This is a genomic window from Streptomyces sp. NPDC005004, from assembly GCF_053600675.1.
This window is the reverse complement of the sequence record NZ_JBSGAH010000003.1, coordinates 95,369-107,424: the sequence shown is the minus strand read 5'-3', so window position 1 is coordinate 107,424 and position 12,056 is coordinate 95,369. Positions and strand designations below refer to the sequence as shown.

Sequence of the window (12,056 nt, the reverse complement as noted above, 5' to 3'; positions counted from 1 at the left end):
CTCATCGGCTCGACGGCGTGCTGGAGGAGGCAACGTGGCGTACACCGCCATGTCTGGTTACGGAACGACCCCCGGTGACGATCCCCTCCAGACCGCGGTGTGGCGGCTGCGCTCCCGGGCCTGCTGGGCGGACGCGGCGGCGCTGCTGCCGGCGGACACCCCCGGCACGGCCCTGCAACGGGCCGCCCTGCTCGTGGAGCGCTGCCTGTACACCGAACGGGGCTGGGAGGCGGCCGAGGACGCCCTGCGCACCGCCGAGGCACGCGCGCACACCGACGACGAGCGGGGCGCGGCCGCCTGCGAGCGCGGCCAGCTCGCCTACGCGTCCACGCTGCACGGCGTACGGGACCGCGCCGACGAGGCACGCGCCGCCCTCGGCCGGGCGGCGGCACTGATCGCACCGGGATCGCCCGGACGGGCCCTGCTGGACTTCCGGCGCGGACTGCTCGCGGAGAACCTGAGCAGTTCCCCCCAGGCGGCCCGCGCCGCCTACCGCCGGGCCCACGCGGGCGCGACCGCCCACTCCGCCCCGCTGCTGCTGTCCTTCACCTGGCGCCACCTCGCCGGACTCGCCCTGCGCGAGGGCGAGTTGGCCGAGGCGCGGCATGGCTTCGCCGAATCCCTCCGCATCCGCGAGGAGTTGGGCTACCTGGTGGGCACCGCCCCCGCACTCGTCTCCCTGGCCGACACCGAGACCGAACCGGAAGCCTCCCGCCTCCGCGAGGAAGCCCGCCGCCTGTTCCGCCTCCTGGGCGGCGTACCGACCTGGCTGGCCGGACAGTTGAACCCCCCGGCGCCGGGAGCGGCAACGGCGTAGCCGTGGGGTCGTGTGGGCGCCGCGGCATCACCTGGAGGCTCCGGCTGCCGAAGTGGTCCCCGGCCGGCCCCCCTCAGCGCCCCGCGCCGAAGTGCTCCCCCACCAGCCGCCCCGCTTCCTCCGCCTCGCCGGAGACCAACGCGTCCAGGAGCGCGAGGTGTTCGGTCGCGTCCGCGAGCAGCGCCGTGCGGCCTCGGCGGGACTGGGGGCCCACCAGGGGCCACTGGGAGCGGCGGTGGAGGTCTTCGGCGATGCCGACCAACTGCTCGTTGCCCGCGAGGGAGAGGAGCGCGCGGTGGAAGGCGCGGTCGGACTCGGCGTAGACGGCGGGGCAGCCGGAGCCGGCCGCGCGGACCGTGTCCTCGGCGAGCGGGCGGAGTTCCGCCCAGCGGGCGGGCGGGACGGTGCGCGCGAGCCGTAGCAGGACCGGCACCTCCAACAGGGTCCGGATCTCGGCCAGTTCGGCGAGTTCGCGGGCGCCCCGGCGGACGACGCGGAAGCCCCGGTTGGGGACGACCTCGACCGCGCCCTCCAGGGCGAGTCGCTGCATCGCCTCCCGGACGGGGGTGGCGGAGACGCCGAAGCGTTCGCCGAGGACCGGCGCGGAGTAGACCTCGCCCGGCTCCAGTTCGCCGGTGACCAGCGCGGTGCGCAACGCGTCGAGGATCTGTCCGCGCACCGAGGACCGTTGGACGGCGGCGCGCGGCACGCGGATCGGCGTCTCGCCGTGCGTGTGCTCGCCGCGCGCGGTCGCCGCGCCCAGGGCGCGTTCGCGGGCCGGCGCGCCGGAGTCGGACGGTCCGGGCTGGTGCGGACCCGTCTGGGGCGGGACCCGGGGTGTCGTGGGCCGCGCCGCACCCCATGGCAGTCCCGCTCCGGCGAGGTCGTGCAGTCCCTGCTTCACGGGGTCCTCCTCCGGCTGTCGGCGGTCGGGTCCTGAGGTCCTGGTGAGGTCCTGGGACCGGGGGGACATCGACGGCGGTCTGTCATATGTCCGTCAAGAACCTTAGGCGCCCGGGGCGGCAGTTCAAATTCCCCGACGGACGGGTAAGGTTAGCCTTACCTGTACGTCAGCGCCCGTGACTCGAGATCGGTGGTCCCGCCATGCCCGCTGCGGCCTCGCCGCTCACCGCCGCGTACGCCCGTCTCGCCGAGGTCTACCCGTACCTCACCGTGACGCTGCTGAACGGCCCGGCGGAGCCGCTGCCCGACGGGGAGGGGTGGGTGACCGGCGACGGACTCGCCGCGGGCGGCGAGCAGCTCGACTCCTTCCTCGCCTGGGACGACGAGCAGGTGCTGCGGGACTACGGGCAGCGGGGGCGCCCGGACGTCATCGCCGGTTTCGGGCTGCACCGCTACGCCTGGCCGCTCTGCCTGATGATCACCCTGCCGTGGTTCCTGCACCGCCGCGTGCCCCGCCTGCCCGCCGCGCACGTCGCCTACCACCGCACCACCTCCCACCTGACCCTGCGCCCGGGTACCTTCGCCTGCCTGCCGGACGACCCGGCGGCGGGCGAGCCCGGCGCGGTCGTCGTGGCCGACGAGGAGGCCCTGCGGGCCGAGGTGCGCGCAGCCGTCGCGGAGCATCTGGAGCCGGTGCTCGGCGCCTTCGGACCCCGGATGCGCCGCCGCGGGCGCGCGCTGTGGGGCATGGCGACCGACGAGATCGTGGAGGGACTCTGGTACGTCGCCGGGCTCCTCGGCGAGAGCGAGGAGTCGCGCGCGATGCGCGAGCTGGAGCGGCTGCTGCCGGGCGCCACGAAGCCGTACGCCGGTTCGGCCGCGTTCCGCGAGCTGACCGCGCCCGGCGGGGCGCCGGTGACCACCCGGGACCGGGTGAGCTGCTGCATGTTCTACACGCTGCGCCCGGCGGAGACCTGCGACACCTGCCCGCGCACCTGCGACAGCGAGCGGGTCGCCCGGCTGACCGCCACCACCGCGGCCGCCTGAGCGTCTTCGCCTACCACCGGAACCCCGTCACGGAACCGTCCGTACGAGGAGTCTTTATTCGAACTCAACTCCCTTCCCTCAAGCGGCAGTTCGAACAATTTGGCACTCCGGTCACCCCAGGGCACTTCCTTGGCGGTCTCTTGCCCCGAAATCCCCGGAGTCACGCCGGGTATGGGCCACTATGGCGGGCGTTACACCCCATCCCAATGCGAGGGACCGCTGATGCGACTGACCGACATATCGCTGAACTGGCTGCTGCCGGGCGCCGTACTGCTCCTCGGGATGCTGGTGGCGGTGGCGGTGCTCGCGCGCGGCAGGCGTGCCTCAGGGGACAACGCGAACGCGGACGACTCGTGGGAGCGCAGCGAGGAGCGCCGCAGGCGCAAGGAGGCCGTGTACGGCACGGCCTCCTACGTCCTGCTCTTCTGCTGTGCGGCGGTCGCGGCCGCCCTGTCCTTCCACGGACTGGTCGGCTTCGGCGAGCAGAACCTCGGACTGACCGACGGCTGGCAGTACTTGGTGCCGTTCGGCCTCGACGGCGCGGCCATGTTCTGCTCCGTGCTCGCCGTGCGCGAGGCCAGTCACGGCGACGCCGCGCTGGGGTCGCGCATCCTGGTGTGGATGTTCGCCGCGGCGGCGGCCTGGTTCAACTGGGTGCACGCGCCCCGGGGCGTGGGCCACGACGGCGCACCGCAGTTCTTCTCGGGCATGTCGCTCTCGGCGGCCGTGCTCTTCGACCGGGCTCTGAAGCAGACCCGGCGGGCGGCGCTGCGCGAACAGGGCCTGGTGCCCCGCCCGTTGCCGCAGATTCGTATCGTGCGCTGGGTACGGGCACCCCGTGAGACCTTCCGCGCCTGGTCGCTGATGCTCCTGGAGGGCGTCCGCAGTCTGGACGAGGCGGTCGAGGAGGCCCGTGACGACAAGCGGCAGAAGGAGGAGACCCGTCAGCGCCGCCGTGACCAGAAGCGCGTGGAGCGCGCCCAGTTGAAGGCGCTGAGCCGGGGCGCGAGCGGAGTCGTCGGGCGCACTCCGGCCCGGCAGGTCGAGGTGCAGATGGACCGTGACGCGGCGGCGACGTCCGCGGAGCCTGCCATATCGGCACCGGACACACTGCCCGGACGCTCGCGGCCGTCCCTCCAGCCCGTAAGGAAGGCGACTGAACCGGTCACCGTCGACCTCACCGCCGAGGACGACACCATGGCCATCCCCCGCCTGGACTCGCTGGAGCGCAAACTGAAGGATCTGGAGCAGCAGTTCGGCTGAGCCGGCCGCACTGCGGTACGGGACGGGGCGCCACCCGCGCGGAGGGCGCCCTGTCCCGTTTCCGTGTACCGGCTTGGTCTACCGTCCTGCCTCGGCGGCGAGTTCGAACCACACCGACTTGCCCACCCGGTGCGGCCGTACGCCCCAGGCGTCCGCGAGGGAGCGCACCAGGACGAGCCCCCGGCCGTGGGTGTCGTCGTTCGGGTCGGCCGCGCGGAGCAGGGGCCTGCGGGTCATGAAGTCCCGTACCTCCACGCGCAGTCCGCGCGGGGAGACCACGGCGGTCAGCACCGCGTCGTCGTCGGTGTGGACCAGTGCGTTGGTGACCAGTTCGCTGGTGAGCAGTTCGGCCGTCTCCGCGCCGCCGGGCCGTCCCCAGCTGCGCAGCAGCCGTCGCAGGTCGTGGCGCGCCTCGCGCACCGCCGCGAGGTCGGCGCGGGCCAGCCTGCGGCTGAGCCGTCGCCCCTCGTCCGTATGGTGGTCCGTCCCTTCCCCCGTGTCCGCAGGTGGCGCCCCGGTGTTCCCGGGTCCGCCTCCTCGTGCCCGTCTGGTCATGCCCCCCGCCCGCACGTGCCTGACCTCCCCCTCCTGGTCGAGCCTCGAACGCATACCCCGGGATGCTTGCCCAGCGGCCCCGGGCGCAGTCATGGGCGGGCGCCGACCGCCGCCTGTTCGGCCATGTGCGAGCGGGGCGCCGCCGGTGCGGCCGACGGCGGTCCGCCGGGGCCGTTGGCGCCCTAGAGGCCGTACGGCGCCCCGGGCGCCCCGGTGGCCGCGTGCGCGACTGTCCGGCACCGGAGGTCCACACTCCGTGAGCGTGTTGTGAAAGTGGCCGGAAATCTACGCTCGGTGACGACGGATCAGAGTCTGGGCACGTTCCGCAGATTGGAACGGGCCATCTGGACCATCCGGCCGACACCGCCGTCCAGCACGATCTTCGAGGCGGACAGCGCGAAGCCGGTGACCATCTCGGCACTGATCTTCGGCGGGATGGACAGCGCGTTGGGGTCGGTGACGACGTCGACCAGGGCCGGCCCCTTGTGCCGGAAGGCGTCCTTCAGCGCCCCGGCCAGGTGCTTGGGCTTCTCCACGCGCACGCCGTACACCCCGCAGGCGCGGGCGACTTCGGCGAAGTCGGGGTTCACGTCCGTGGTGCCGTACGAGGGCAGGCCCGCGACCAGCATCTCCAACTCGACCATGCCGAGGGAGGAGTTGTTGAACAGCACGACCTTCACCGGCAGGTCCAGTTGCACCAGGGTCAGGAAGTCGCCCATCAGCATGGTGAATCCGCCGTCGCCGGACATGGAGATCACCTGGCGGTCGCGGTCGGCGCACTGGGCGCCGATGGCCATGGGCAGGGCGTTCGCCATCGAGCCGTGCGAGAACGAACCAATGATCCTGCGGCGCCCGTTGGGCGAGATGTACCGGGCGGCCCACACGTTGTTCATGCCGGTGTCGACGGTGAACACCGCGTCCTCGTCCGCGAGTTCGTCGAGCACTGCGGCCACGTACTCGGGGTGGATCGGGACGTGCTTGTCGACCTTGCGGGTGTACGCCTTGACCACGCCCTCCAGCGCGTCGGCGTGCTTCTTCAGCATCCGGTCGAGGAAACGGCGGTTGGTCTTCTCCTTCACCCGGGGCGTCAGGGCGTGCAGCGTCTCGCGGACGTCGCCCCACACGGCGAGGTCGAGGCGGGAGCGGCGGCCGATGACCTCGGGGCGCACGTCGATCTGCACGATCTTCACGTCGTCGGGCAGGAAGGCGTTGTACGGGAAGTCGGTGCCGAGCAGGATCAGGAGGTCGCACTCGTGGGTGGCCTCGTAGGCGGCGCCGTAGCCGAGCAGACCGCTCATGCCGACGTCGTAGGGGTTGTCGTACTGGATCCACTCCTTGCCGCGCAGGGCGTGTCCCACCGGGGACTTGACGCGCCCGGCGAAGTCCATCACCTCGGCGTGGGCGCCGGCCGTGCCGCTGCCGCAGAAGAGGGTGACCTTCTCGGCCTGGTCGATCATCCGCACCAGTTGCTCGATCTCGGCGTCGCCGGGGCGGATCGCGGGGCGGGAGGTGACCAGGGCGCTCTCGAAGGACTTGTCCGGGGCGGGCTCGTCGGCCACGTCGCCGGGGAGCGTGACGACGCTGACCCCGCTCTGCCCGATCGCGTGCTGGATCGCGGTCTGGAGCAGCCGGGGCATCTGCCGGGGGTTGGAGATCATCTCGCTGTAGTGGCTGCACTCCTGGAACAGCCGCTCGGGATGCGTCTCCTGGAAGTAGCTCAGGCCGATCTCGCTGGAGGGGATGTGGGAGGCGAGGGCGAGGACCGGGGCCATGGAGCGGTGCGCGTCGTAGAGGCCGTTGATGAGGTGCAGGTTGCCCGGTCCGCAGGAGCCCGCGCAGGCGGTCAGCTTGCCGGTGATCTGCGCCTCGGCCCCGGCCGCGAACGCCGCGGTCTCCTCGTGGCGCACATGGACCCAGTCGATGCCGGGGTGCCGGCGGATGGCGTCCACGACGGGGTTGAGGCTGTCGCCGACGACGCCGTACATACGGCGCACCCCGGCGCGGGCGAGGATGTCCACGAACTGCTCGGCGACGTTCTGTCTGGCCATGGCGGTCGGCTGCCCCTTCGCGGTTCCGGAATACGCCTCTTCCGGTTCCATGAAGTCACAGGGTCCGCCGTCACGCCTCCCACACGGCCGCCGCCGTACGGTCGTCGGCGTATCCCTTCACCCGCGTCTGGGTGTCCGCCAGGAACGCGGCGAGACCGGGCGCGGCGGCGCGGGACCAGCGGCGGGCGAGGAACGCGCCCAGCGCGGGCTCCCCACGCAGGGGTTCCGCGAGACCGCCGGTGCACATCAGCAGCACATCACCCGGTCGGGCTACGGATGCCCGGAACCGGAAGGCGGGCCGGGGGTCGGCGGCGGGCGCCGGGGCGAAGGAGCTCGGCGGGGCGGGCAGACCGAGATCCAGGGTGATCCGGTCGCCCTCAAGGGTCGCGGCGGGCAGCGCGCCGAAGGGGTCGCCGGTGTGCGTGTCGGCCTCGGTACCGGCGGCCGGCGGGCTCGGCTCGACGTCCTGCCACTCCCCGCGCCGCAGCCGGAACAGTCCGCCGTCCCCCGTGCCGAAGAACACGCGGTTGCGGCAGTCGGGGTCCGCGGACAACAGCAGACAGCGCAGGCTCGCGGTGTACAGCTCCGGGTCCAGCTCCTGCTCCGCCGCGCTCGCGCGCAGCATCCCGATGCCGCGGTCGGTCAGCCGGTGCAGCCCCGACTTGAGCGCCCCCTTCCGTCCCGCCCGTACGTCCTCGGCCAGCCGCTCATGGCTGCGCCCGACCGCCCCCGCGATCCACCGGCACGCTTCGGCCGCCGCCCGGTGCGCCTTCGGCGCGGCGCGCGCACCGGTCGCCATGGCCACGAGCACGAGCGCGTGCTCCCCGCTCCCGAACCGGGCGGTGAGCATCGCGTCCCTGCGCGGCTCGCCCCGGTACCTCGCCGAGTCCCCCCGCAGGGAGGCCGCCCGCAGCGTGCACGTCCCGTACCGGGCGCCGTCCAGCACGGTGTCGGAGACCAGGTCGGCGAGGGCGTCGGGGTCGGCGGCGGGGAGGGCCACGGGTTCGGGGTCGTAGGTGGGGGGCCGGGTGCCCACGTAGGTGACGGTGGGGGCGGGTCGTCGCGGAGGGTCGTCCGAGGGGTCGGGCTCCGGGGTGGAGGCGGGGACGCCCAGATGGACCGTCCCCGAGCTGGTGGGGGACGGCTCGGAGGGGGGTGCCTGGGGGGTCTCCGCGGTTACCGGCTCGGGAGACCGGCCGGGCTCCGGGTCCGGGCGGTGTCCCTGGGTCCCGGGGCGGATGGTGCCGGGGTCGGCTTCCGGGGGCTGGGGCCGGGGTGCGTGGCCGGACTTCGCGGGAGGTTCCGGAGGAGCCGTTCCGGGTGGGGCGGACGCCGGCGCGGGCCAGCCGGGCATCGGCGGGAAGGCGGGGCGCGGGCCGGTCCTGGGCTCGGGAGGGGCGGGGTCGGTGGTGGGTCCGGCCTCCGGATCGTCGGGGTCCAGGCCGAGGCCGGGCTCGGCAGCCGCGTCGCGACCCTGACGGGGGTCGGGCTCGGCGTCCGGACCGAGTTCGGGATCGGTGCGCTGACCGGGGATGGGGTCGAAGCCGAGCGTGGCCTTGGAGGCGACGTCGGGTCCGAGACCCGGGTCCGCACCCGCGTCGTGACCGGAGCCGCCCACCGAGTCGCCGTCAGAACCCGGGCCGGCCTCCACGACCCCGCCGCCCTCCTCCCGTCCGGCCGAGCCGAGCGCCGCGTCCCCATCGCCCCGCTGCCCCGGCAACGGCACCCGCACCGACCCCTCGCCGGCCCCCGGACCCGCGTCCTCCGACGGAGCCGACACCGTGTTCCTCGCCGAGGCGAACCGGTCGTCCAGGGAATCGGGCGCGGCTGTGGGGCCGGTGTCGTCGGCCGATTCGTCGTAAAGCTGCCCCCACCAGTCGTCGTCACGACGGGCGGGCCTTCCCCCCTGCTGGCTCATGCCCTTGATTCTCACCGCAGGGGCGGTACGAAAACGGGGCATCGGAGAAATCCGGCGCTCCCACGCATCTCGAACGTCCTATCGAGTGAACGTGTGGACGATAGTACGAAAATCTACCTCGGATCGGTGAAGGCTCCGCCGGTCCGCCGTGACCTGCGCTCCTCCCCCGTCTCCGGCACCCTGGGCAGATGGGAGCGTGGGAACTCCTGCTGGTCGGGCTGGTCGTCGCGCTGGGTCTGTGCGGTGTGCTGGTGCCCGGTGTGCCGGGGTCGTGGCTGGTGTGGGCCGGGGTGCTGTGGTGGGCGCTGACCGGTCCGGGTGCGGTCGCGTGGGCCGTGCTCGTCGGCGCGACGGTCGTACTGCTGCTCTCTCAGGTGGTGCGCTGGGTGCTGCCGCCGCGCCGGCTGCGCGAGAGCGGGGCGACCCCTCGTATGGCGGTGTACGCGGGCGTCGGCGGTGTACTCGGCTTCGTCCTGCTTCCCGTGCTGGGCGCTGTGCCCGGCTTCATGGGCGGTATCTATCTCAGCGAGCGGCTCCGGCTGGGCCGTCACGGCGAGGCGATGGCCGCGCTTCGCACGGCGATGCGGTCCGGCGGCTCCAGCGTGCTCGCGGAGTTCTTCGCCTGCCTGCTGATCGCGGGGGCGTGGCTGGGGGCGGTGCTCTGGGGCTGACGGTCGGCAAGCGGGCCGCGGCTCACCTCCACCGTCCCAGCGCCTCGCCGACCACCGCGGCCACCGCCGCCATGCCGTCGTCGTCGAAGTGCAGATGGTCCCCCGGGTCGTACCGAGGCAGCAGCCGCCGCTGGTCGGCCGGGTCACGCAGGGCGGCATCCGCGTCCGCCACCGCGTCGAAGACACCCCCGTCCCGGATGAACGCGTTCACCCGCTGCCGTACCCCCTCCCGCGCCGCCGCATACGCGGGATGCCCCCGATACGGCGTCAGGGTCACCCCGACGACCTTGACGCCCCGGGCGTGGGCGCGGGCGACGATCGTCCGGTAGGCCTCCGCGTAGGCGGCGGGATCGGCTGCCGCGGGGGTGCCGTTGAGGTCGTTGACGCCCTCGAAGAGGACGAGGAACCGCACCCCGGCGCGGTCGAGCGCGTCCGTGCCGAGTCGGGCGAGGGCGCTCGGCCCGGTGCCGTCGCGCAGGAGTCGGTTGCCGCCGATGCCCGCGTTGAGGACGCCGAGCCGGTGACGGCGCATGCGGTCGGCGAGCAGGTCGGGCCACCGGTGGTTGGCGTCGGGGGTGGACCCGGCGCCGTCCGTGAGGGAGTCCCCCAGGGCGACGACGCTCCCGGGGGCGCTGCCGCGTACGTCGACGCCGGTGACGTAGTACCACCGGCTGACGGCGGTCGCCGTGTACGCCGCCTCGCCCACGTCGGCGGCATGGCCCGCGCCCGCCCGGGCGACGTAGCCGGTCTGGAGGGCGGTGCGATGCTCGGTCGCCGGTCCGCAGTCCTCGGGGACGAAGACGGTGACCAGCAGGTCGGCGGCGGCGCGCGCGGTCAGCCGCACCGGGTCGCTGAGCAGGTCCTCGCCGGTCGGCACCACGGCGGTACGGCCGCCCGCGAAGGTCACGGTCCGCATACTCCCCGGCACCGCCCCCGCTCCGCTCCCCCGCCGCAGCGCGACGGTCACCGCCCCGATCCGCAGCGGCGCGACCCCGAACCGATTGCCGATCCTGACCCGCAGCGCGCTGCCGCCGACGCTGAGGTGGACGACGTTCCGCACGGCGGCCCCGGGCAGCCCCGAGGTCGTCCCGGAGGGCGCGGCCTCCCAGCTCCCGGTCCAGGACTGCCCCGCGCGGACGGGAGGCACGGCGGCCGTGGCCGTACCCGGCACCAGGGCGAGGAACACCGCCGCGAGCCCCCGCACGATCTTGCCCACCCGCGCCCGCCCTTCGCCGCCGTACCCGTCCGTCACGGCCGACCGTCCCACACGCACGGCGCGCACCCACGGCAACGGCACCAGCGGCCCACCCGCTCGGCTCAACCCCCGTTCCGCCAGGCGGAGATGAGAGCGCCCGTACTCAGAGCTCGCCGGCCACCCTCAGATGCTGGACCGCGTACGTCCGCCACGGCCGCCACGCCGCCGGAGCCCCGGTGCCGGGCGGGGCCACGTCGGGGTCGCCGAGGGCTCGGGCGCGCAGGGTGGTGAGGGCGGCCGGGGTCAGGCCGGGGAGGGCGAGCAGGGTCCGCTCGGCGTGGGCGCGGTCGGCGCCGGGGTCGAGGCGGAGGGTGCCGTCGGTCAGCGCGGCGGCGAGGGCACCGAGGGGGCCGGGGAGGTCCGCGAGGGCGGCGGGGTCGGGGAACAGGCGGGTCAGGGCGCCGCTGGGGGCGTCCAGTGTCTTGCCGTGGCGGCTCACCAGGCGGCCCACGGCCTCCGGCGGCCCGGCGAGGGCGCGGGCGGCGGCCTCCAGCGGGTCGACCGTGCCGGGGGCGCGCAGACCGGGGCGGGCGGCGACCAGGGGGGCGAGGCGGGGGTCGGCGGCGAGGCGTTCGTCGACGGCGTACGGGTCGGCGTCGAGGTCGAAGAGGCGGCGCAGCCGGTGCACGGCGGTGGTCAGGTCGCGGGGATCGGTGAGATGCACGCGCGCGTCGAGCCAGCCGCCGGGGTGCGTGCCGCCGCCCGCCGCGTGCCTGCGGCCGCGCTCGCGCACGGCGGCGACGCCGGTGCCGTAGGGCAGCCGCAGGGTGCCCCGGTAGACCCGGTCGCCGGGTGGGCCCGCGACCTCCTCGACGCCGGGTACGGCCTCCCGGGCGAGCTGGTCGAAGACGGGACCGTACTGGTACGGGCCCCGGTGGGCGAGGCGCAGCGGGATGCCGGTGCCGGGTGCGGCGCGGCGGGCGGGGGCCGCGTCCCGCACCTCGGTCGGAGTGCGGTCGTAGACCTCCCGGACCGTGTCGTTGAACTGGCGCACGCTGCTGAAACCGGCGGCGAAGGCGATCTCGGTGACCGGCAGGGAGGTGGTCTGGAGCAGGACCCGCGCGGTGTGCGCCCGCTGGGCGCGGGCGAGGGCCACGGGTCCGGCGCCGAGTTCGGCGGTGAGCTGCCGCTGCACCTGCCGGGTGCTGTAGCCGAGCCGGGCGGCGAGGCCGGTGACGCCCTCGCGGTCCACGACCCCGTCGGCGATCAGCCGCATGGCCCGCCCCGCCACGTCCGCCCGTACGTCCCACTCGGCCGACCCGGGTACGGCGTCGGGACGGCAGCGCCGGCAGGCCCGGAACCCGGAGCCCTGTGCGGCGGCGGCTGTGGCGAAGTACCGCACGTTCTCCCGTTTCGGGGTCACGGCGGGGCAGCTCGGGCGGCAGTAGATCCCGGTGGTCCGCACGGCGAAGAAGAACACCCCGTCGAACCGTCCGTCCCGGCCCCGCACCGCCTCGTACCTGCTGTCCTCGTCCATCACGCGTCCAGTGTGGGACGGGGAGGGGAGTGGGGCCAGCGGGAATCGGACAGGGGGCTGGGGCCCTGAAGCCGGCTTTCGGGGACCTCTGCCCGAGAGCGC

10 protein-coding genes are annotated in these 12,056 nt (G+C 74.4%); 4 read left to right on the top strand and 6 right to left on the bottom strand.

Annotated elements, in window-relative coordinates; translation table 11 throughout:
• Window positions 1–34 precede the first annotated feature (34 nt).
• On the top strand, window positions 35–817 hold the full coding sequence (locus ACWEEU_RS04855) for a hypothetical protein (protein ID WP_385740382.1): 783 nt from the start codon (window positions 35–37) through the stop codon (window positions 815–817).
• Window positions 818–890: 73 nt separating this feature from the next.
• On the opposite strand, the gene ACWEEU_RS04850 is transcribed toward ACWEEU_RS04855, so the two are convergent.
• Window positions 891–1,721 (bottom strand): GntR family transcriptional regulator, encoded by an 831-nt coding sequence (locus tag ACWEEU_RS04850; protein ID WP_451728507.1) that lies wholly within the window; start codon window positions 1,719–1,721, stop codon window positions 891–893.
• A 200-nt stretch (window positions 1,722–1,921) separates the two neighbouring features.
• Between ACWEEU_RS04850 and ACWEEU_RS04845 the strand changes: the two genes are divergently transcribed.
• Together ACWEEU_RS04845 and ACWEEU_RS04840 are read left to right on the top strand one after the other, a co-directional pair.
• A complete protein-coding gene (locus tag ACWEEU_RS04845) occupies window positions 1,922–2,767 on the top strand; it encodes a (2Fe-2S)-binding protein (protein ID WP_451728504.1) in 846 nt (281 codons plus the stop codon).
• 222 nt (window positions 2,768–2,989) lie between these two features.
• The gene (locus ACWEEU_RS04840; protein ID WP_385740391.1) at window positions 2,990–4,030 is read left to right on the top strand and encodes a DUF2637 domain-containing protein; all 1,041 of its coding nucleotides are present in this window, start codon (window positions 2,990–2,992) and stop codon (window positions 4,028–4,030) included.
• A gap of 78 nt (window positions 4,031–4,108) precedes the next feature.
• On the opposite strand, the gene ACWEEU_RS04835 is transcribed toward ACWEEU_RS04840, so the two are convergent.
• The 3 genes from ACWEEU_RS04835 to ACWEEU_RS04825 all read right to left on the bottom strand — a co-directional run bounded on the left by ACWEEU_RS04835 (window position 4,109) and on the right by ACWEEU_RS04825 (window position 8,551).
• A complete protein-coding gene (locus tag ACWEEU_RS04835; protein ID WP_451728501.1) occupies window positions 4,109–4,585 on the bottom strand; it encodes an ATP-binding protein in 477 nt (158 codons plus the stop codon).
• Window positions 4,586–4,890: 305 nt separating this feature from the next.
• Complete coding sequence (locus ACWEEU_RS04830) at window positions 4,891–6,633, bottom strand: pyruvate dehydrogenase (protein WP_385740397.1); 1,743 nt, start codon at window positions 6,631–6,633, stop codon at window positions 4,891–4,893.
• A gap of 70 nt (window positions 6,634–6,703) precedes the next feature.
• Window positions 6,704–8,551, bottom strand: coding sequence for a protein phosphatase 2C domain-containing protein (locus ACWEEU_RS04825; RefSeq protein ID WP_451728497.1), 1,848 nt, complete (start codon window positions 8,549–8,551; stop codon window positions 6,704–6,706).
• Window positions 8,552–8,739: 188 nt separating this feature from the next.
• Here ACWEEU_RS04825 and ACWEEU_RS04820 point away from each other — a divergent pair, with 188 nt between their 5' ends.
• The gene (locus tag ACWEEU_RS04820) at window positions 8,740–9,222 is read left to right on the top strand and encodes a DUF456 domain-containing protein (RefSeq protein ID WP_385740403.1); all 483 of its coding nucleotides are present in this window, start codon (window positions 8,740–8,742) and stop codon (window positions 9,220–9,222) included.
• Between the two features lie 22 nt (window positions 9,223–9,244).
• Here ACWEEU_RS04820 and ACWEEU_RS04815 read toward each other — a convergent pair whose 3' ends face one another.
• Together ACWEEU_RS04815 and ACWEEU_RS04810 are read right to left on the bottom strand one after the other, a co-directional pair.
• On the bottom strand, window positions 9,245–10,438 hold the full coding sequence (locus ACWEEU_RS04815; RefSeq protein ID WP_385740599.1) for a GDSL-type esterase/lipase family protein: 1,194 nt from the start codon (window positions 10,436–10,438) through the stop codon (window positions 9,245–9,247).
• A 142-nt stretch (window positions 10,439–10,580) separates the two neighbouring features.
• A complete protein-coding gene (locus ACWEEU_RS04810) occupies window positions 10,581–11,954 on the bottom strand; it encodes a bifunctional transcriptional activator/DNA repair enzyme AdaA (protein WP_451729050.1) in 1,374 nt (457 codons plus the stop codon).
• Window positions 11,955–12,056: the final 102 nt, after the last annotated feature.